Source organism: Georgenia sp. Z1491, from assembly GCF_049856175.1.
Lineage (GTDB): Bacteria > Actinomycetota > Actinomycetes > Actinomycetales > Actinomycetaceae > JB111.
The window spans coordinates 157,054-177,294 of record NZ_JBNDNA010000003.1 but is presented as its reverse complement, the minus strand read 5'-3'; the positions used below and the strand labels follow the sequence as shown (position 1 = coordinate 177,294).

Annotated in this window: 16 protein-coding genes, 1 tRNA gene and 1 pseudogene; 12 read left to right on the top strand and 6 right to left on the bottom strand. The window is 73.8% G+C overall.

Annotated elements, in window-relative coordinates; genetic code table 11:
* Positions 1 to 48 precede the first annotated feature (48 nt).
* A complete protein-coding gene (locus ACPYO4_RS04795) occupies positions 49 to 999 on the bottom strand; it encodes a LysR family transcriptional regulator (protein ID WP_425708075.1) in 951 nt (316 codons plus the stop codon).
* 100 nt (positions 1,000 to 1,099) lie between these two features.
* Here ACPYO4_RS04795 and ACPYO4_RS04790 point away from each other — a divergent pair, with 100 nt between their 5' ends.
* The 3 genes from ACPYO4_RS04790 to ACPYO4_RS04780 all read left to right on the top strand — a co-directional run bounded on the left by ACPYO4_RS04790 (position 1,100) and on the right by ACPYO4_RS04780 (position 5,555).
* Positions 1,100 to 2,287 (top strand): 2-methylaconitate cis-trans isomerase PrpF family protein, encoded by a 1,188-nt coding sequence (locus ACPYO4_RS04790; protein WP_425708074.1) that lies wholly within the window; start codon positions 1,100 to 1,102, stop codon positions 2,285 to 2,287.
* 78 nt (positions 2,288 to 2,365) lie between these two features.
* On the top strand, positions 2,366 to 3,478 hold the full coding sequence (locus ACPYO4_RS04785; protein ID WP_425708073.1) for a Bug family tripartite tricarboxylate transporter substrate binding protein: 1,113 nt from the start codon (positions 2,366 to 2,368) through the stop codon (positions 3,476 to 3,478).
* A 73-nt stretch (positions 3,479 to 3,551) separates the two neighbouring features.
* Positions 3,552 to 5,555, top strand: a complete 2,004-nt coding sequence (locus ACPYO4_RS04780) for a tripartite tricarboxylate transporter permease (RefSeq protein WP_425708072.1) — start codon at positions 3,552 to 3,554, stop codon at positions 5,553 to 5,555.
* Between the two features lie 154 nt (positions 5,556 to 5,709).
* On the opposite strand, the gene ACPYO4_RS04775 is transcribed toward ACPYO4_RS04780, so the two are convergent.
* Complete coding sequence (locus ACPYO4_RS04775) at positions 5,710 to 6,405, bottom strand: GntR family transcriptional regulator (RefSeq protein WP_425708071.1); 696 nt, start codon at positions 6,403 to 6,405, stop codon at positions 5,710 to 5,712.
* A gap of 73 nt (positions 6,406 to 6,478) precedes the next feature.
* Positions 6,479 to 7,558, bottom strand: a complete 1,080-nt coding sequence (locus tag ACPYO4_RS04770; protein WP_425708070.1) for an isocitrate/isopropylmalate dehydrogenase family protein — start codon at positions 7,556 to 7,558, stop codon at positions 6,479 to 6,481.
* 57 nt (positions 7,559 to 7,615) lie between these two features.
* On the opposite strand from ACPYO4_RS04770, the gene ACPYO4_RS04765 reads away from it, so the two are divergent.
* The 7 genes and pseudogenes from ACPYO4_RS04765 to ACPYO4_RS04735 all read left to right on the top strand — a co-directional run.
* A complete protein-coding gene (locus ACPYO4_RS04765) occupies positions 7,616 to 8,017 on the top strand; it encodes a universal stress protein (protein ID WP_425708069.1) in 402 nt (133 codons plus the stop codon).
* A 23-nt stretch (positions 8,018 to 8,040) separates the two neighbouring features.
* Positions 8,041 to 9,585, top strand: a complete 1,545-nt coding sequence (gene tcuA, locus ACPYO4_RS04760; RefSeq protein WP_425708068.1) for an FAD-dependent tricarballylate dehydrogenase TcuA — start codon at positions 8,041 to 8,043, stop codon at positions 9,583 to 9,585.
* A complete protein-coding gene (locus tag ACPYO4_RS04755) occupies positions 9,582 to 10,553 on the top strand; it encodes an NAD(P)-dependent oxidoreductase (RefSeq protein ID WP_425708067.1) in 972 nt (323 codons plus the stop codon). The genes tcuA and ACPYO4_RS04755 overlap by 4 nt, the downstream gene beginning before the upstream one ends.
* Positions 10,550 to 11,086 (top strand): AbrB family transcriptional regulator, encoded by a 537-nt coding sequence (locus tag ACPYO4_RS04750; protein WP_425708066.1) that lies wholly within the window; start codon positions 10,550 to 10,552, stop codon positions 11,084 to 11,086. The genes ACPYO4_RS04755 and ACPYO4_RS04750 overlap by 4 nt, the downstream gene beginning before the upstream one ends.
* A complete protein-coding gene (locus ACPYO4_RS04745; protein ID WP_425708065.1) occupies positions 11,083 to 11,640 on the top strand; it encodes an AbrB family transcriptional regulator in 558 nt (185 codons plus the stop codon). The genes ACPYO4_RS04750 and ACPYO4_RS04745 overlap by 4 nt, the downstream gene beginning before the upstream one ends.
* Positions 11,641 to 11,650: 10 nt before the next feature.
* A complete protein-coding gene (locus ACPYO4_RS04740; RefSeq protein ID WP_425708064.1) occupies positions 11,651 to 12,328 on the top strand; it encodes a uracil-DNA glycosylase in 678 nt (225 codons plus the stop codon).
* A 220-nt stretch (positions 12,329 to 12,548) separates the two neighbouring features.
* Positions 12,549 to 14,174: pseudogene (locus ACPYO4_RS04735) on the top strand (ABC-F family ATP-binding cassette domain-containing protein); the annotation flags it as partial.
* 22 nt (positions 14,175 to 14,196) lie between these two features.
* On the opposite strand, the gene ACPYO4_RS04730 reads toward ACPYO4_RS04735, so the two are convergent.
* The 3 genes from ACPYO4_RS04730 to ACPYO4_RS04720 all read right to left on the bottom strand — a co-directional run bounded on the left by ACPYO4_RS04730 (position 14,197) and on the right by ACPYO4_RS04720 (position 17,588).
* A tRNA-Thr gene (locus ACPYO4_RS04730) sits at positions 14,197 to 14,269 on the bottom strand.
* Between the two features lie 45 nt (positions 14,270 to 14,314).
* Positions 14,315 to 15,193, bottom strand: coding sequence for a DsbA family protein (locus ACPYO4_RS04725; protein WP_425708063.1), 879 nt, complete (start codon positions 15,191 to 15,193; stop codon positions 14,315 to 14,317).
* 247 nt (positions 15,194 to 15,440) lie between these two features.
* Complete coding sequence (locus ACPYO4_RS04720; RefSeq protein WP_425708062.1) at positions 15,441 to 17,588, bottom strand: protein kinase domain-containing protein; 2,148 nt, start codon at positions 17,586 to 17,588, stop codon at positions 15,441 to 15,443.
* A 121-nt stretch (positions 17,589 to 17,709) separates the two neighbouring features.
* Here ACPYO4_RS04720 and ACPYO4_RS04715 point away from each other — a divergent pair, with 121 nt between their 5' ends.
* On the top strand, positions 17,710 to 19,356 hold the full coding sequence (locus ACPYO4_RS04715; RefSeq protein WP_425708061.1) for an alpha,alpha-trehalose-phosphate synthase (UDP-forming): 1,647 nt from the start codon (positions 17,710 to 17,712) through the stop codon (positions 19,354 to 19,356).
* On the top strand, positions 19,353 to 20,213 hold the full coding sequence (gene otsB / locus ACPYO4_RS04710; protein ID WP_425708060.1) for a trehalose-phosphatase: 861 nt from the start codon (positions 19,353 to 19,355) through the stop codon (positions 20,211 to 20,213). Before ACPYO4_RS04715 ends, otsB begins: the two co-directional genes overlap by 4 nt.
* Positions 20,214 to 20,241: the final 28 nt, after the last annotated feature.

The following is a 20,241-nucleotide window of genomic DNA, read 5'->3' as shown; positions in this document are numbered from 1 at the left end:
CGACCGGAGTCGCAGGTCGGCGAGCAGGGCGCGCGCCACCGGGTGCGTTCAGCGGGAGCCCGCCCTCGACTCGCGCGATCCCGGACGCAGCTGGCCGGCCACCTCCGTCGAGACGCCCCTGAGCACCTCCAGCATCGCGAGCTCCGGCGGCGCCGGCACCCGCCGCGCGTCGCGCGCGAGCAGGATCCGCCGATGGGCGGCGTCGTCGCCCAGCGGGATCGCCCGGACGTCGGCGCGCAGGTTCGCGGTCGCGAGCCGTGGCGCGAGGGCGACACCGAGACCGACCGCCACCATCCCCTGCACCTCCTGGTAGTCGTGCGCCTCGAACGCGACGGTGGGCTCGAACCCGGCGGCGACCGCGCTGCGCCGCAGGACGTCGGCCACGGGGTGCCCCTCGGCGCGGGTGATCCAGCGCTCGCCCGCCAGGTCGGCCATGCGCAGGCTCGGCGCCCCGGCGAGCGGGTGACCGACGGCGACGAGCAGGTCGGTCGGGTCGCGCATGAGCAGCTCGAGGTGCAGGTCCGACTCGTCGAATCGTGTCCACTCGTAGTCCCACAGCAGGGCCGACTCGACGGCCCGCGCCCGCAGCAGGTCGAGCAACGCGCCGATGCGGGCGCTGCGCAGCGACAGCGTCACGCCCGGGTGCCGGGCGGCGAAGCGGGTGATCGCGACCGGGAGCAGACCGGCTCCCGCGGTCGGGAAGGTCGCGAGCCGGAGCGTCCCTGCTCGCAGGCCGGCGATGTCCGCCAGCCGGTCGTCGAGCGCGGCCAGCTGCGACTCGACCGCCCCGCCGGCCTCGACCACCGCCCGCCCGGCATCGGTCAGGCGGGCGCCCCGTGCGTGCCGCTCGAGCACGGCGAGCCCGATCTCGGACTCGAGGCGCCGGACCTGCTGGGAGATGGCGGACAGGGTGTAGCCCATCGACCTGGCGGCCGCCGTCATGCTGCCCGAGCGCGCCACCTCGGAGACGACGCGGATCTGATGGATGTCCGGGCTCATGCGACAAACCTTAAGGGCTGCTTAAGGGTGGCTCGAGAAACTATCGATTGCGTTGACCTCACCGACCATGCAAGATGCACGGAGCCAGCGTGCAGCGTGCATGCAACTCAAGGACGAGAGCGAGACCTGGTCGATGCGAGCAGCCGGTGTGATCATGCGGGGTGGGACCAGCAAGGCCGTGTTCTTCCACGAGAGGGACCTGCCCACCGACCCCGCCGGGCGGGACGCCTTCATCCTCGCCGCCTACGGCTCCCCCGACCGGTACGGCCGTCAGATCGACGGCCTGGGCGGCGCGACGTCGACGACGAGCAAGGTCGCCGTGATCTCCGACGGTCGCGAGCGCGGCGTCGACGTCCTCTACGACTTCGGTCAGGTGGCGATCGACCGTCCGCTCGTGGACAGGAGAGGCAACTGCGGGAACATCTCCTCCGCGGTCGGGCCGTTCGCCGTCGACGAGGGCCTGGTCACCCCGACGGACCCCGTGACGATCGTCCGGTTCCTCAACACCAACACGGACAAGGTGATCGTCGCCCACGTCCCTACGAGGGACGGCCGGTTCGACCCGGTCGGCGACTTCCACCTGCCCGGCGTCCCGGGGACCGGCGCACGCATCCAGCTCGACTACATCGAGCCGGGCGGCGCCGTCACGGGGGCCACGCTGCCCACGGGCAACGTCACGGACACCGTGGACCTGCCCGGCACCGGCACCGGCACCGCCCAGGTGTCCATCGTCGACGCCGCCAACCCGTTGGTGTTCGTGCGCTGGGAGGACCTCGGCCTGACCGGCCTCGAGCACCCCGACCAGATCGACGGCGACCCGGAGCTGCTCGCGCGCATCGAGTCCGTCCGCGCGCAGGCCGCCGTACTGTCCGGCATCACCGAGACGGTGGAGATCGCCACGAAGGAGGTGCCCTCGGTGCCGAAGATCGCGTTCGTCGGCGCACCGCGCGACTACGCGCTGAGCGACGGCACGACCCAGGCCGCCACGGGCACGACGATCCGCGCCGCCATGATGTCGATGGGCCGGCTGCACCGCAGCTACGCGCTCACCGGTGGCATCGCCACGGCGGTGGCCTCGGCGATCCCGGGCACCGTCGTGCACGAGGCGTCCGGCGGCGTGGCGGGCCCCTGCCTCATCGGCCACACTGCCGGCGTCCTCGAGCTCTCCGCCGAGGTCGTCCAGGCCGAGGACGGCTCCTGGCAGGTGCCGAGCGTGGCGGGCTACCGCACCGCACGTCGCCTCATGGAGGGCACCGTCCTCGTCCCCGACGAGCTCCTGCACGACTGATCGAGCCGTCCCCTGCTCCCCGACCATGACCGACGTCCCCCACGGGCACCGACGCCCGCGGACCACGAAGGAGACACCATGAAGTTCACCCACCGCCGTGCCGCCCTGGCCGGCTCCGCCGCCACCGTCGCTCTCCTGCTCGCCGCGTGCGGCAACCCGCAGGGCATCGGCGGCGAGGAGGGCGAGGAGGGCGCCTCCGAGCTGCCCGAGCGCGTCAACCTCGTCGTCCCCTACTCGGAGGGCGGCGGCACCGACACCTGGGCGCGGTTCCTCACGCCCTACCTCGAGGAGAACGTCGAGAGCGGCTCGTCGTTCGTCGTCGAGAACCGCCCCGGCGGAGAGTCGATCACCGGCTCCAACCAGTTCGTCCAGGACGGGAGCACGGACGGCTCCGAGCTCCTCGTCACCTCGGGCACCACCTACTTCCAGGCGCTGCTCGGGCGGCCGGAGGTCGAGTTCGACTTCTCCGTCATGGAGCCCCTCGTCCTCAACGGCACGGGCGGCGTCATCTACGTGTCCTCCTCGACCGGCATCGAGAGCGTGGAGGACCTCGCCGACTACTCCGAGACCCTCACCTACGGCGGAATCAGCGCCACCGGGCTCGACCTCTCCCTCCTGCAGGCGATGGACGTCCTCGAGGTCGACATCGAGGCGACCTTCGGCTTCGAGGGACGCGGTCCCGCGCGGCTCGCCCTCGAGCGCGGCGAGGTCAACCTCGACTACCAGACGACGTCGGCCTACCTCACGCAGGTCGCCCCGCTGGTCGAGAGCGGCGACGCCGTACCGCTGATGTCGTTCGGCGTCATCGAGGACGGAGAGATCGTCCGCGACCCGAACGTCCCCGACCTGCCCACCGTCGAGGAGGCGTTCGAGTCGATCCACGGTGAGGCCCCGTCCGGTCCGGCGTACGAGGCCTACCGCGCGTTCCTCATCCCCGGGTTCGTCTACCAGAAGGGCATCTGGGCGAACGAGGGCACCTCCGAGGAGATCGTCCAGAGCGTCCGCGACGCGGCGGGGGCCCTGACCGACGACGAGGAGTTCAACGAGGCGGCCGCCGACGTGCTGGGCGGCTACCCCCTCTACCCGGGCGAGGTCGCCGAGGACGACCTGCGCGAGGCCTTCAACATCGACCCCGAGGTCCAGCAGTACACGATCGACATGCTCGCCGAGCAGCACGACACGACGTTCTGATCATCGCGCGGGTGCCCGTCGGCCAGGTGATCCGGCCGGCACCCGCGCGTGACCTCACGCGAAAGGCGATCCGATGCTCGAAGCCGCATCAAGCGCACTGTCCTCCCTCCTCGATCCGGCGACCCTGGTCTTCCTCGGCGCCGGCATCGTCGCCGGTCTCGTCATCGGCATCATCCCCGGGCTCGGCGGCACCGGCGCGGTCGCGATCCTGCTGCCGTTCATCTTCGTCCTCGAGCCCAACCAGGCCCTCGCCCTGATGATCGGGGCGGTGGCGGTCGTCCATACCTCCGACACCATCGCCTCCGTCCTCATGGGCATACCCGGCTCCGCGTCGGCGACCGTCCTCATGCTCGACGGTCACGAGATGGCGAAGCAGGGCATGGCGGCCCGTGCGCTCGCCATCGCATTCCTGTCGTCGATGTTCGGCGGTCTGCTCGGCGCCCTCGGCCTCACGCTCTCGATCCCGATCGCCCGGCCGCTCGTGCTCTCCTTCGGGTCTCCCGAGCTCTTCATGCTCACGGTGCTCGGCATCTCGATCACGGCGCTGCTGTCCAAGGGCAACATGATGAAGGGGCTGCTGGCGGGTGCGTTCGGTGTGCTCCTCGGTCAGATCGGCGGCGCCCCCGCGGCCCCCGACTACCGCTTCACGTTCGACTCGCTGTTCCTCACCGAGGGGCTCGACCTCGTCGCGGTCGCCCTGGGCATCTTCGGCATCGCCGAGGTCATCTCCCGCGTGGCCAAGAAGACCTCCGTCGCCACCGGAATGGGGATCGGCCAGGGCTGGGGCACCGGCATCAAGGACGTGTTCTCGAACTTCGGCCACGTCCTGCGCGGCGCTCTCGTCGGCATCTGGGCGGGGGTGCTGCCCGGCCTCGGCGCCACGGCCGGCACATGGATGGCCTACGGCCAGGCCAAGGCCTCCATGAAGGGCAAGGACCGCAAGAAGTTCGGCAAGGGCGACCCCCGCGGCATCATCGCCCCCGAGAGCGCCAACAACTCGGTCGAGGCGGGAGACCTCATCCCCACCCTGCTCTTCGGCATCCCCGGTGGCGCACCGGCCGCGCTGCTCCTCGGCGCGCTGCTCATCTTCGGCATCGAGCCCGGCCCCCGGATCATCGAGGACAACCTCGACACCGTCTACGTCATCGTCTGGTCCTTCGCGATCGCGAGCGTCGTCGGCGCCGCGCTGTGCTTCTTCCTCGCCGCCCCGCTCGCCAAGCTCAGCTTCGTGCGGTTCCCGGTGATCGCGGGCGGCCTCATCGTCATCCTGTTCATGGCGGGCTACCAGGACTCCAAGGAGATCCAGCTCCTGCTCGTCATGCTCGCGCTCGGCATCATCGGCTGGCTGATGAAGATCGCGCACATCCCACGCGCGCCGTTCCTCATCGGCTTCGTCCTCGCGGTACCGCTCGAGCGCTACTACTACCTCACCGAGAACCTGTACACCCCCGCGGAGTGGCTCGTCCGGCCGGCGGTGATCGTCATGATCATCATCCTGCTCGTCCCGGTCGCCCTCGCGGTCTACCGTCGGGTCCGTGCCCGTCGCGACCCGGACGTCCCGGGCCTCATGCCGGACGACGACGACGACGCCGAGGGCGGCGAGAGCGCCGAGCCGCCCGCGATCTGGCGCGTGGTCATCGCCGCCGCGTTCCTGCTGGTGTTCGTCGGCGCGTTCGTCCTCGCCCAGGACTTCAGCCAGCGAGCCCGGCTCGTGCCGAGCCTCATCACTGCGCTCGGGGCGGTGCTCGCCGCGATCGTGCTCGTCATGGAGCTCCGCAACCGCAGGAAGATCGACGCCGACGTCGACCGCGCGGAGTGGCGCCAGGAGCTCAGGTGGGTCCTCTCGGCCTTCAGCTGGCTCATCAGCTTCATCGTGCTCGTCTACGTCCTCGGCATGCTGCTCGCCGCGGTCGTGTTCATCCCGGTCTTCCTCCGCGTCGTCGCCGAGATGAAGTGGTGGCACATCGCCGTCTACACGGCGGTCACCATCGCCGTGATGGTCGCGCTGCGCGAGTTCGCCGACATCGGGCTACCCATCGGCTATCTCACGCCGGTCGGAATCCCCGGCATCGTCTGACCCGGATCCGACGTCGCGCTCCCGGCGCCCCGCCTCGCGCGGGTGCGCCGGGGGCGCGACCTCGTTCGGCGCGACCTCGTTCGGCGCGACCTCGGGCGCCGGCGTCCGGACGGGCACCGACCCGGCCGGGACGCCGTCCGACGGCGGACGGTCGTCAGGAGCCGAGGACCGCGTTCAGCCGCAGCTCGCGCGCGCGCCGCATGTGCGCCTTCGCCGCGGACTCCGCCGCCGCCGCGTCCTGGGCGGCCACCGCGGTGATGATCCCCTCGTGCTCGGCGAGCACCTCCTCGACCCGACCCGGCGCCTCGAGCGTCGTCGCGTTGAGGCGACGCACGGCGTGCTCGACCTGCTGGAGGAAGCGCCCGAGGTAGGGGTTGGAGGAGGCGTCGCGCAGGACCCGGTGGAACTCGAGGTTGACCTTCCGCACCTCCGGCACGTCGCCGGCCTCGTGCGCGGTCCGGATCCGGTCGTTGATCTCCCGCAGCGTCGCGGCCAGCACGTCGTTCCCGCGCACGGCCGCGAGACGCGCGGCCAGCCCCTCGAGGTTCTCCCGCACGACGTACAGGGCGAGCAGGTCCTCGAGCGTCATCGGCGCGACGACGGTGCCCTGATGGGCCGTCTTGACCGTGAGGCCCTCGTCGGAGAGCCGGCGCAGCGCCTCGCGCACCGGGGTCCGGCTCACGCCCAGGGACTGGGCGAGCTCGTCCTCCCGCAACCACGTCGAGGGAGCGAGCACGCCGTCGAGGATCGCCTCCCGCATCGCATCGGTGACGGCCTCGGTCGTCCGCCCCCGCGCCGTGCCCGGCTTGAGGTACGCGCTCAGCCCGTCCGGGCCCTCGGAGGTCGTCATAGCGCCCCACGGTAGGCGAGCGGCGGGCACCCCGGCACCGTGCCACGGGCGGGTCCCGCCCCGAGACGCCCCCTCATCCCGCGATCCGCTCCACGACGGCAGCCGTCACCGCGCGGGTCCCGCCTGCCGGGGAGCCGGTCGGTCCGATGCGCACGGCCCCGTCGGCGAGGGCGGCCGTGACCGCGGCCCCGACGCGCCGGGCGGATCCGGGCCGGCCGACGTGGTCGAGCAGCATGACGACGCTGAGCAGCTGCGAGAGCGGGTTCGCCAGGTCCTGCCCCGCGATGCCGGGTGCGCTGCCGTGGATGGGCTCGAAGTACGCGGCGTCCGCGCCGATGTTCCCCGACCCGCACATGCCCAGCCCGCCGACGGTCCCCGCCCCCAGGTCCGAGAGGATGTCGCCGAGGAAGTTCTCCATGACGAGCACGTCGAAGCGCTCGGGGTGGGCGACGAGCGCGTGCGCGGCGGCGTCGGCGTAGAGGTGGTCGGCAGCGACGTCGGGGAACTCGGCGGCCACCTCGTCGAAGACGGCGCGGAACAGCGCGAAGCTGCGCAGCACGTTGCTCTTGTCGACGCAGGTCACCCGACGCACGCCGTCGCTCGGGGCGCCGGAACGCGAGCGGGCGAGCTCGAACGCGTGGCGCACCACGCGCTCGGTGCCGAACCGGGTGATGAGCATCTGGTCCGAGGCCGCGTGCGGCGTCGCCACCCCGTTGCCGCGCGAGAGGTACAGGCCCTCGGTGTTCTCGCGCACGATGACGTAGTCGATCTCGCCGGCGCCGTGCCGGGTGGGGCCGTCCACACCGGGGAGCAGCCGCACGGGCCGGACGTTGGCGTAGGTGTCGAGCCCGACCCGCAGGACGCCGCCGAGCAGCCCGCCCTCCGTGCCGTCCGGGCGCCGGACGTCGGGCAGCCCGACCGGTCCCTTGATGACGGCGTCGGCGGCACGCAGACGGTCGAGCGCGCCCTCCCGGACGGGCTCCCCGAGCTCGCGGTAGACGGCCGCTCCCCCGGGCTCGTCGTGGACGGCGACCGAGAAACCGTCGACCTGCGCGACCGCGTCGAGGACCGCCAGCGCGCTGTCCACCAGCTCCGGTCCGATGCCGTCACCGCGGATCACCGCGAGGTCGAGGGTCGTCGTCGCTCCGTCCATGAGGAAAGTATGCAACATGACCTTGCGCACGGAACACGTTGCATGCAAGATCGCTCCATGGCAGTCATCGTCAGCTACGTGCCCACGCCCGAGGGGCACGCCGCCCTGCAGCACGCCGTCCGCACGGCGCGTGACCGCGGGCAGAGCCTGCGGGTCGTCGACGGGTCGGGAGGGCGCTCGAGCGTCGGCGGCGAGAAGGGCGAGGTCCCCTACGACGACGTCACCACCCTGCTCACGGACGCAGGCGTCGAGTTCTCCGTGGCCGCCCCCGCCGCGCCTGGGGCCAACCTCGACGACACGACGGCCGCGGAGGTCCAGGACCCGGCCGAGGACATCATCATCGTCGGCATCAGGCACCGCAGCGCCGTCGGCAAGTTCCTGCTCGGCTCCAGCACGCAGCGGCTGCTGCTCTCCGCCGAGTGCCCCGTCGTGGTCGTCAAGGCCACCGCCACCGCCTGACCCGGACAGGAGCACCGAACCACATGGGAACGACCGACGACGCTCGATCCATCACCTCCGTCGACGTCGTCGTGGTGGGGGGCGGCAACGCCGCGCTCACCGCGGCGCTCTCGGCGCACGAGAACGGGGCCCGGGTCCTCGTGCTGGAGGCCGCGCCCCACGCCGAGCGCGGGGGCAACAGCCGGTTCTCCGGCGGGCTGTTCCGCTGCGCGCACGGCGGGATGGACGACCTCCTGCCGCTGCTCGTCGAGGAGTCCGCCGCCTGGGCCGACCGCGTGCGCGTCGACCCCTACACCCGTGCGGACTACGTCGCCGACCTCCAGCTCTCCACGCAGGGCCGCATCGACCCCGACCTCCAGGACGGGCTGGTCGACAAGGCGCTCGACACGATCCGCTGGATGGCCGGCAAGGGTGTGCGCTGGGAGCTCGCCGTGGGCAAGCTCATCGACCCGGAGAACATCGACCCGGACCAGGAGTACGTCCTGCCCCCGGGCGGCGCGTTGCGCGCCCACGACGAGGGGGTCGGCCTCATCGCCGACCTGTACGCCGCCGTCGAGCGCGAGGGGATCGAGGTCTGGTACGACTCCCCCGTCCTCGAGCTGATGATGGACGGCACGGCGGTCACCGGCGTCGTCGTCAAGGGGCCGGACGGCGAGCGACCGGTCGAGGGCGTCGTCGTGCTCGGCTCGGGTGGTTTCGAGGCCAACCCGCAGATGCGCCAGCGCTGGCTCGGCCCGGGCTGGGACCTCGCCAAGGTCCGCGGCACCCGGTTCAACCAGGGGCACGTCCTCGAGCACGCGCTCGAGCGCGGCGCGCAGGCGCACGGGCACTGGGGCGGCTGCCACGCCTCCCCCCTGGACTTCGACGCCCCCGCCGTGGGCGACCTGCGGTACACGGACAAGATGAGCCGGTACTCCTACCCCTACTCGATCATGGTCAACCGGGACGCCGAGCGGTTCGTCGACGAGGCGTCGGACCACGTGTGGATGACCTATGCCAAGACGGGCTCGAAGATCCGCGAGCAGCCCGGCGCCTGGGCCGCGCAGATCTTCGACGCGCAGACCGTCCACCTCCTCGAGACCCGCTACTCCACCGGCACACCGGTCGTCGCGGACACCCTCGCCGAGCTCGGCGAGAAGCTCGGCCTCGACGTCGAGGGATTCCTCGCCACCGTGGAGGCGTACAACGCGGCCTGCCCGGAGCAGGAGTTCGACCCCTTCCGGATGGACGGCCTGCGGTCGGCCCCGCACGGGCAGCCCGTGAAGTCGAACTGGTCGACCCGCATCGAGCAGGGCCCCTTCGTGGCCTACCAGGTCACCTGCGGGATCACCTTCACCTACGGCGGACTGAGGATCGACGCCGAGGGGCGGGTGCTCGACGTCGCCGGCCGCGTCATGCCGGGCCTGTACGCCACGGGAGAGATCACGGGCGGGTTCTTCTACCACAACTACCCGGCCGGCTCCGGGCTCCCCCGCGGCGCCGTATGGGGCCGCATCGGGGGCGCAGGCGCCGCCGCCGAGGCCCTCGCCCGCTCCGGCTCGCCCGCCGCGGCGGAGGTCGGCGCGTGAGGCCCCGCCTGCTCGTCCTCGACGACTGGGAGGGCCGGCTCGCCCGCTCCGAGGGGGTGCGCCGGATGCGCGAGCTCGCGGACGTCACCGTTCTCGACCGTCCCCTCGCCGAGGTCCCCGACGCCGATCTCGCCGACGTCGAGCACCTCATGGCGGTGCGCGAGAGGACGCGGTTCGACGCCGCCACGTTCGACCGCCTGCCGGCCCTCAGGGTCGTCCTCCAGTCGGGCGGGCACGCCTACCACCTCGACGCCGCCGCCGCGCGCGAGCGCGGGATCGTCGTCACGCACGGGAGGCGTGCGCACGGCCCCCGTGCGGCCGTGCCCGAGCTGACGTTCGCGCTGATGATCGGGGCGCTGCGGCACTTCCCGGTCGCGCTGCGCGAGATGGATGCCGGCGCCTGGCCCGCGCTCACGGGGCGCACGCTCGCCGGACGCCGGCTCGGGCTGCTGGGCACGGGGCGGCACGGGACGAACGTCGCGCGCATCGCCCAGGCCTTCGGCATGGACGTCGTCGCCTGGGCCCGTCCGGGCTCGGCCGGGGCCAACCCCGAGATCCCGCGGGTGCCGCTGCCTGAGCTGCTCGCCACCTGCGACGTCGTCAGCATCCACCTGCGGCTCTCGGACGAGGTCCACGGGCTTCTCGGCGCCGGCGAGCTGGCCTCGATGCGCGAGGGTTCCGTCCTCGTCAACACCTCGCGCGGCGCGATCGTCGACGAGCACGCGCTGGTCGAGGCGCTGCGCGCCGGGCCCCTCGCGGCCGCCGGGCTCGACGTGTTCGCGCACGAGCCCCTGGCTGCCGACTCACCGCTGCGCTCGCTGCCCAACGCGCTGCTCACCCCGCACGTCGGCTGGACGGTCGACGAGGTGCTCGACGAGTTCGCCACGATGGCCGCCGACCAGCTGGAGGCCTACCTGGGCGGCACCCTGTCCCCGGACGAGCTCAACCCCGGGGCTGCCGGCCTGTGACGCCGGGGGACGGTCGCGGACGGCTCGCGGCCGGCCTCGGGATCGCGCGGGTCCTGGCCGGGGCCTCGGTGGGCGCGCTCGTCCTGCACCTGCTGTCGGTGCCCGCGGGCATCCTGCTCGGCTCGGTGATCGGCGGCGCGCTCGCCAACCGGGCGGTCCCGGGCACCTCCGCCGTGAACATGCCGCGCGCCGTGCGGGTGGTCGGGTTCGTCCTCCTCGGTGCGCTGACCGGTGTCCGGCTCGAGCCGCACGCCCTCGGCATCCTCGCCCGCGTCGCACTTCCCGTGCTCGGCTCGGTGGCGATCCTCCTGCTCATCAACGTGGCGCTCGCGCTGGTCCTCGTACGCAGGTACAGGGTCGACGCGATGACCGCGGTGCTCGCCACGGCCCCCGGCGGGCTCAGCGAGATCGTGGGGGTGTCGATGGACTGGGGCGCGCGCACGTCGCTCGTGGTCGCCATACACACGGTGCGGGTCATGGTCATCGTGCTCGTCGCGCTCCCGCTCCTCGTCGCCTATCTCTCGACCCGATGAACTGGCTCGAGGTCCTCGCCATCATCGCCGGCGCCATCGCGGTCGCCGCCGTGTTCCGGCTCCTGCGCGTGCCCATGTGGCCGATCACCGGGGGCGTCGTCGGCGCCGCGGCCGTCCATCTCGTCATCGGCGGCACGACGACGATGCCCCCGTTCCTCTCGCCCACCGCGCAGATCCTCGTCGGCGCCGCGATCGGCGCCACGATCGGGCCCGACATCTTCCGGGAGTTCGCGCGCTTCCTCACGCCCGGCGTCATCGCCGTGGTGCTCGTCGTCGTCGTCGGGGTAGGACTCGGATTCGCGCTGTACGGGTTCGGCCTCCTCCCGCCGGCCGAGGCCGTGCTCGGCATGGTGCCCGGCGGCGTCGGAGAGATGGTCGCCGCGGCGATCTCGCTCGAGGTCGACAGCGCGGTGGTCGCCGGGATGCACCTCGTCCGCCTGCTCGTCGTCATGTGGACCCTGCCGCTGCTCGTGCGCTTCGCCCGGCACCTCGGCGGCCCGGGCGGCACGCACCCTCCCGCGGCCACCCCGGACCCCGGCCCGGTCCCCGACTAGCCTGGCCGACATGCCCGCACGCCCCCTGACCGAGATCATGGACGCCGGCTGGGCGGCCGCGATGGAGCCGGTCGCCCCGCAGATCGCCGAGATCGGCGAGCGCCTGCGCGGCGAGCTCGACCAGGGGCGCACCTACCTCCCGGCGGCCGATCACGTGCTGCGCGCGTTCACCTACCCGCTGGCGGACGTTCGGGTGCTGATCGTCGGGCAGGACCCCTACCCCACACCCGGGCACCCGATCGGCCTCAGCTTCTCGGTCGCGCCTGACGTCCGCCCGCTGCCGCCGTCGCTGCGGAACATGTTCACCGAGCTCGCAGACGACCTCGGAGCTCCCCCGCCCTCGAACGGTGACCTCACGCCATGGGCCGAGCGCGGCGTCATGCTCCTCAACCGCGTGCTCACCGTGCGGCCCGGCGCCGCAGCCTCGCACCGCCGGTGGGGCTGGGAGGCCGTCACCGAGCACGCGATCAAGGTCCTCGTCGAGCGCGACGCACCCCTGGTGGCGATCCTGTGGGGCAAGGACGCCGGCACGCTGCGCCCGATGCTCGGCGACACCCCGGTCGTCGCGTCGCCGCACCCGTCGCCGCTGTCCGCCTACCGGGGCTTCTTCGGCTCCCGGCCCTACTCGCGGACCAACGAGCTGCTCCTCGCGGCCGGCGCGGAGCCCGTCGACTGGCGCCTGCCGTAGCGGGTGCCACGGAAAATGCACGGGACAGTCCGGTCGGACGCGCCTAGGCTGGCCCCCGTGATCCAGCAGCTGCTGTTCCTCTGAGGACTCCCGCTCCCGACCCGCCCGCCTGACGGCCCGCGGGTCGGTCGACCGGACCCTGCACACCGGCGGGCCGCCGCACGCACGGCGCCCGCGGACCGACGGATGCCGCGCCGCGCGCGCCCGTCAGGAGGAACGCATGACGATCACCCCACCCACCGTGCCCGCGCGCACCCTCGCCCAGCTCTCCGCCACCGACCTCCACCTCACCAGGGGCGGCATCCCGGTGCTCACCGGCGTCGACCTCACCGTCTCCCCGCGTTCGCGGTGGGGCGTCGTCGGCGAGAACGGCCGCGGCAAGTCGACCCTGCTCCACGTCCTCGTCGGCGATCTCACGCCCGACTCCGGGACGGTGAACCGCACCGGGACGATCGGGGTCGCGGAGCAGCAGATGCCCGCCGGCGACGGCCGCACCGTCGGCGACCTCGTCGACGCCGAGCTGGCCGACTCGCGCCGGGCGCTCGCCCGGCTCGACGAGGCTGCGAGGGGGCTCGCGGACGGCACCGACGGCGCGGACGCCCGGTACGCGGCGGCCCTCGAGGCAGCCACCCTGCTGGACGCCTGGGACGCCGACCGCCGCGTCGACGTCGCCCTCGAGCGGCTCGACGCCGTCACCGACCGGACCCGCCTGCTCGCCACGCTCTCCGTGGGACAGCGCTACCGGGTGCGGCTCGCGGCGCTCCTCGGCGCGGACCACGACTTCCTGCTGCTCGACGAACCCACGAACCACCTCGACGCCACGGGCCTGGACTTCCTCACCACGTCGCTGCGCGAGCACGGCGGCGGAGTCGTGCTCGTCAGTCACGACCGGGCGCTGCTCACGGACGTGGCGACCTCGATCATCGATCTCGACCCGAGCCCCGACGGCCGCCCGACGGTCTACGGCGACGGGTTCGCCGGCTACCAGACCGGCCGACGGGCCCAGTACGAACGCTGGGTGGCCGAGCACGAGGCCGAGCAGGTCGAGCGCGCCCGCCTCACGCATGACCTCGCCTCCGCGCAGGACCGGCTGGTCACCGGCTGGCGGCCGGACAAGGGCACCGGCAAGCACCAGCGCCAGTCCCGCGCGCCGGGACTCGTGAAGTCCGTCCACCGGCGCCGGGAGGCGCTCGAGGCCCAGTCGGTTGCGACGCCCCACCCACCGCTGCGCCTGCAGATGCCGGAGCTGCGGACCCGCACGGGCGTGACGATGCTGGCGGCCGAGGAGGTCACCGTGGCCGGTCGGCTGGACCGGCCGACCACGGTGGACGTCCCCGCCGGCGAGCGGCTGCTCGTCACCGGTCCCAACGGGGCGGGCAAGTCGACTCTGCTCGCGCTCCTCGCCGGGCGGCTCGAGCCGACGTCCGGGACCGCTCGCGTCGCCCGGACGGCCCGGGTCGAGCTGCTCGGCCAGGAGTCGCCGTCCCCGGGCCGGCTCACCGCCCACCAGGTGTACGAGCGGCACGTGGGCCGGCTCGTGTCCGAGGGCGTGCTGCCCCAGGGCCGGGTCGTCGGACTGTCCGGTCTGGGCCTGCTGCGGCCGGACGAGCAGCGCCGGCCGGTGCGGGAGCTGTCGATGGGCAAGCAGCGCCGGCTCGACCTGGCCCTCGCCCTGGCCTCGAGGCCGCACGTCCTCCTGCTCGACGAGCCGACGAACCACCTGTCGATCGCGCTCGTGGAGGAGCTGACCGAGGCGCTCGAGGCGACCCAGGCTGCCGTGGTGATCGCCAGCCACGACCGGCAGATGCTCCGCGACGTCGCGCACTGGCCGCGGCTCGAGCTCTCGCCCGTGACGCCCCTGGGCGCGGAGCCGACTGCGGGACTCGAACCCGCGACCGTCCGCTTACAAGGCGGGTGCTCTACCAGCTGAGCTAAGTCGGCGCGGGCCCGGCCGGAGCCGGGCCTGCGCCGAGGGTACGCGAGGTGTCAGGGGGCGACGGACTGGCTCTCGTCACTCGGCGCCTCGGCCGGGGCGTCGCTCGACGTCTCGGCGGCGGGCTGCTCGTTGCCGGTCACCTCGAGGTAGAGACCGCCCGGGGTGTACCGGCCCTCGGTGAACTCGTCGCCGTCGATGAGGATGGTCGGCGTGCCCTCCACGCCGTCGGCGACGGCCTGCGCGGTCACGGCCTCGACGTACTCCGTGTACTCGTCGTCGGTGATGCTCGAGGCGACCTCGGACGGCACGCCGGCACCCTCCAGGGCGGCGATGATCTCCTCGTCGCTGGGCTCCTGCCCAGTGGACTGGATGACCTCCAGGTTGCCGACCCACAGGTCGAACAGCGCGTCGTTGGCCTCGAAGATCAGCTCGGGAGCGCCGTCGGCGACGACGTACATGGCCTCGACCCCGCGGCCCGAGTAGCCGGAGTAGTCGCCCGACCGGTCGAGCAGGCCGACGGGACGCAGCGCGGCCTGGGCCTCGCCCTCGGAGACCAGCATCTGCAGGCCCTCACCGTTGGCCTCCTCGAAGTTCGCGCAGTAGCTGCACGTGTGGTCGGCGTAGACGTCGATGACCGGCGCCCCGTCGGTCGTGCTGCCGGCGCTGCCGTCCTGACCCACCATGATCGCGCCGTCGGCCTCGACGTTCTCCGGCACCGGCCCCTCGTACTCGTCCAGCGGGGAGCGCGTCCCCTGCCAGACGATGTAGCCGATGACGCCGACGACGAGCGCGGCTCCCGCGACGACGGCGACGATCGTGAGGATCCGGTTGCGGCGGGCCCGGCGCGCCTGCTCCGCCTTGACCTTGCGGGCTCGCTCGCGGGCGGCCTCGCGCCGCTCGTTCGCGGTGGGTCGGTCGTTCTTGGCCATGGGTCCAGTCCTCCGTCGTACCGTCACCTCCCGCGACCGGCCGGAGGCGAGCCCACACTACGACGGGCCGGCACCGCGGCGGGGCGGCGTCTGTCTCGCGACCGGACGAACGTGGCCGGTCTCTCAGCTCCTTCGCGCGTCTCACGGACGGGATGCGTCGGCTCCCAGCGCCGTCGGGCGTCGGTCCGCCGCGCCGGACGGGGCGGGCCGCGGTCCGCCGTGGACCACGGCGCCCGCGTGCTGCAGGTCAGCCCGCCGTGAGGGAGCCGAGGTCCGGCAGCGGCCACCACGTCGGCTCGGGCGCGGCACCGAGGGCGACGGTCCCGCCCGCGACGGCGGCGAGCGCCAGGAACGCCGCGAGCAGCACGATCCGTCCGAGCCGTCCCGGGGCCAGGGCGCCGACGACGGACCGGAACCCCTCGCGCGCGTTGCTCCCGGTGGGCGCGAGCCACACGCCGCACACCGCGAGGATCCCGGCGAGCAGCAGGACCGGCGGTGACGCCGGCTCGCCGCTGAGCAGCTCGGCCCCCAGGACGACGGACGCCGCCAGCACGAGCCCGATGATCATGCCGACGGCGCTGGTGAGCGCGCCGACGACCAGGTACCAGGGCATCGCGGCGAGCATCCGACCGGTGTCGCCCGCGCGGACGCCCCGCCTGAGGCGCGCGTTGCGCCGGGCGCGGTCCGCCTGCCCCCAGGCCGCCAGCAGGACGGTGGAGATCACGAGCAGGACGAGGAACCAGCCCGGTGCGTGCGGGGCGATCGTGGCCATGGCGAGCCCGGCCGCGGCCGCGACGCCCGTCCGTCTCGCCGGCGGGCGGGCCCAGGCGGGCGGTCGCCCGTCCTCGCCGAGGAAGGATCGCGCACCCGCTCCGTCGGGCGGCTCGGTGCCGGCGTTGCCGTAGGCGGCCAGGCCGCCGGGGTTGCGCCCGTAGGGGCCCGTCTCCGGGTCCGGACGATCGAGCCCGAGGGGGCCGATCGGACGGCCCTGGCCCCCGCTCGGACCCGATCCGTACCGCTGCGCGCCGCGCTGCCCGCCGCCGTCGGCCCAGGGCTCCGCGTCCTGCCGCTCGGCGGACCCGGGCGGGTAGCTGCGCGGGGCCTGGCCGCCGGGGGGTGCGCCGGCCGGCGCTCCGCCGTGGGAGTCGTAGCCGTGGGCGTCGTAGCCGCCGGCGGCCCCGTGCCCCGCGACCTCGGCCCACGCGGGGTCGGCCACGCGGGTCCGCCCGTCGGCGCCGCCGCCCGGCGGGTAGGTGGGCGCGCCGTGGTCCGACGACCGGTGGTCCGACGGTCCGTGGCCCGACGCGACGTGGCCGGCCGCTCGGTACCCGGCCGGACCCTGCACCTCGGCCCCGTGCCCGGCGCCGCCGTGCGCGCCGCGCGAATCGTGCGGAGCGTGCGGCGCGCCCGGGGCGCCGCCGGGCAGCACGCCGGTCGCCGCGTGGTCGGCGGGAAGCACGCCGTGCACCGCCGACGACGGCTCCCTGGCCTGCCGCTCGGCGATCCGCTCCTCGAGACCGTCGCGCCCGATCTCCCCGTCGATGACGTCGAGCACGGCGGACGGGTCGAGCCGGTGCGCCGGGTCGGGGCTCAGCGCGGCCGCGAGGGCGCGGGCCAGCAGGGGCTCGACGCCCTCGAGGTCGACCCGGCCGGTCGCCACCCGTCCGAGGACGGCGGCGGTCGGTCCCCGGCCGAACGGCGGGCGGGCGGTCGAGGCGTGGACGAGCACGGCCGCCCATGCCCACCAGTCGCACGCGGGCGACGGCTCCGCGCCGGCCAGGACCTCGGGGTCGAGATAGCCCGGCGTGCCGGTGACGAGGCCGGTCTGGGTGAGCCGTTCGTCGTCGACGACCTGGGCGATGCCGAAGTCGATGAGCACCGGCCCGTCCGGCGAGAGCATGACGTTGCCGGGCTTGAGGTCCCGGTGGACGATGTCGGCGGCGTGGATGGCCCGCAGGGCGTCCGCGAGCCCGTGCGCGAGCATGACGATCTCCTCGGCGGAGAACGCGCCGTGCTCCGCGACGTCGGCCTCGAGGGTGGGCCCGTCCACGAGCTCGGTGACGACGAACGCCTCGGAGTCCTCGACCTCCGCATCGATGACGCGGGCGACGCCGGGCGCCCTGACGCGGTGGAGGAGCTGGACCTCCCGGGCGAGCCGGGCCCGCGAAGCCGCCTCCCTGGCCACGTGCGGGTGGAGCAGCTTGAGGGCCACGCGGTGCCCGTCGCCGTCGACGGCCTCGTGGACCTCGCCCATGCCGCCGGAGCCGATCCTGCGCAGCAGCCGGTAGCCGCCGAGCTCACGCTGGGGCTCCGCCGGCGCGGTGGCGCGGGCAGCGGTCACCTCGTGACCGTCCCTCCCGCCGGCCGCCCGCCCGGGGTCCGTCGCACTGTCCACGGCCCGAGGCTATCCGGGTGGCCCGCCCGGCGCCCGGGGCGCTCCGACGCAGATGCACCAGGTCACGGGGAGGCCTACGGTGGACACGGGCGCCCGGTCGGCGCCGGAGGAGGACGGACCGATGACGAGCAGCACCCACGGCGAGCAGGACGCGGACGGCGCGGGCCGGGACCGGGCGCACGACGGCGCGGACGCGGCGGACCACGCGCACGACGACGCCGCAGGACCGTCCGGCGAGGGCTACGACCTCGTCGTCGTCGCCAACCGGCTCGCCGTGGACGCCGTGGAGGGGGAGGACGGCGAGCGCGAGTGGCGCCGCTCCCCCGGCGGCCTGGTGACCGCGCTGGCCCCGATCATGCAGTCGGTCGACGGCGCCTGGATCGGCTGGACCGGGGACACCGCCGAGGAGGCGGACACCCCGGAGCCGTTCGACGCCGTCGGCATGCACCTGGTGCCGGTCCCGCTGCGCGCCCAGGAGGTCGAGCGCTACTACGAGGGCATGTCCAACGGGACCCTGTGGCCGCTGTACCACGACGTCATCGTCCAGCCCGAGTTCCACCGGGAGTGGTGGGAGGCCTACCGGCGGGTCAACCAGCGGTTCGCCGACGCGGCGGTCGCCACGGTCGCCGAGGGCGGCACCGTGTGGGTGCACGACTACCAGCTGCAGCTCGTGCCCGCGCTCATCCGCACGCGCCGGCCCGACGTGCGGATCGGCTTCTTCAACCACATCCCGTTCCCGCCGGTGGAGATCTTCACCCAGCTGCCGTGGCGCCAGCAGGTCGTCGACGGCCTCCTCGGCGCCGACGTCATCGGCTTCCAGCGCGAGTCCGACGCCGGCAACTTCCTGGCGGCCGTCCGCCGTCTCACCGACCACCCCACCCGCCGCGACCAGGTGCGCGTCCGGGCCAGCAGCCTCCTGCCCGAGGAGCGGTCCGTGCGCGCCCGCGCGTTCCCCATCTCCATCGACTCCCAGGGTTTCGCGGCGACCGCGTCGCGGCCCGAGGTGCGCAAGCGCGCGCAGGAGATCCGCAAGGAGCTCGGGAGCCCGCGGACCATGCTCCTCGGCGTCGACCGACTCGACTACACCAAGGGGATCCTCCACCGGATCAAGGCCTACGGGGAGCTCGTCCGCGACGGCCTGCTCGACGCCGACGAGACCGTGCTCGTCCAGGTCGCCTCGCCCTCGCGCGAGCGGGTCGAGCAGTACAAGGTGCTGCGCGACGACGTCGAGGTCGCGGTCGCCCGGATCAACGGCGACCACGGCGACATCGGGTCCGCCCCGATCAGCTACCTCCACCAGTCGTTCCCGCCCGAGGAGATGGCCGCGCTCTTCCTCGCCGCCGACGTCGCCCTGGTGACCTCCCTGCGCGACGGCATGAACCTCGTGGCCAAGGAGTACATCGCCGCCCGGGAGGACCTGGGCGGTGCGCTCGTGCTGTCGGAGTTCACCGGGGCGGCCGACGAGCTCCCGCAGGCGTTCCTCGTCAACCCCCACCACATCGACGGGCTCAAGGCGGCGATCGTCCAGGCCACGCACGTCAACGCCCGGGAGGGCCGACGCCGGATGCGGTCGATGCGCCGACGGGTGATGAGCCACGACGTTCAGCGCTGGGCCGACGACTTCCTCGGCTACCTCGCCCAGGCCACCCCGCGGGGCCGGGCCCCCGCGGCGGAGGAGGAGACGACCCAGGACACGACGACGGACAACGGCGCCGGCGAGCCGGGGACCGGCACCGGGACCGGCACCACCACCGAGGAGAAGCAATGAACGACCACCAGCCCGACCCCTCGGCGGACCGCGGCGTCCCCGGACCGGGGATCGACGCCCCGATGTTCACCGCGCGCCTGGAGCACGAGCTCGACGAGGCGGTGGCAGCGTTCGCCCGCCGGGGGCACCTGCTCGTCGCGCTCGACTTCGACGGCGTCCTCGCCCCGCTGGTGGACGACCCCACGACCTCCCGCATGACCGACGCCGCGGTGTGGGCCGTCGACCGCCTGGCCGCGCTGCCGGACGTGACGGTCGCGGTCGTCTCGGGCCGGGACGCGGGCACCCTCGCCTCGCTCGCCGACCTCCCGGACGGGACCCTCGTCGTCGCCTCCCACGGTGCCGAGCGGGGTCGCATCGACGCGGGCTCCGAGACCGGCCTGACGAGCGAGCCGATCGACCTCGACGACGAGCTCGCCGCGCTGCGTGCCGAGGTGCTGCGGGGGACCGAGGAGGTCGTCGCCGCGCACCCGGGCACCCACCTGGAGGCCAAGCCGGCGTCGATCACCCTCCACACGCGCGGCATGAGCGAGGACGCCGCGCGCGCCGCGACCACCGAGCTCCTCACCGGCCCGGCAGGCCTGCCCGGCGTACGCGTGATCTCCGGGCACGACGTCCTGGAGATGGCGGTACTCACCGTGACCAAGGGCGACGGCGTGCTCGACCTGCGCGCCGAGACCGGGGCGGACGCCGTGCTCTACGCCGGCGACGACCGCACCGACGAGGACGCGTTCGCCGTGCTGCGGGAGCACGACCTCTCGGTCAAGGTCGGCGACGGCGAGACGGCCGCCCGCTTCCGCGTGGGTGACCCCGACGAGTTCGCGGTCGTCCTCGACCGGCTCGCGCAGCTGCGCGCCTGAGCGAGGGGTCCGGCCCCGCGAGGGTTCC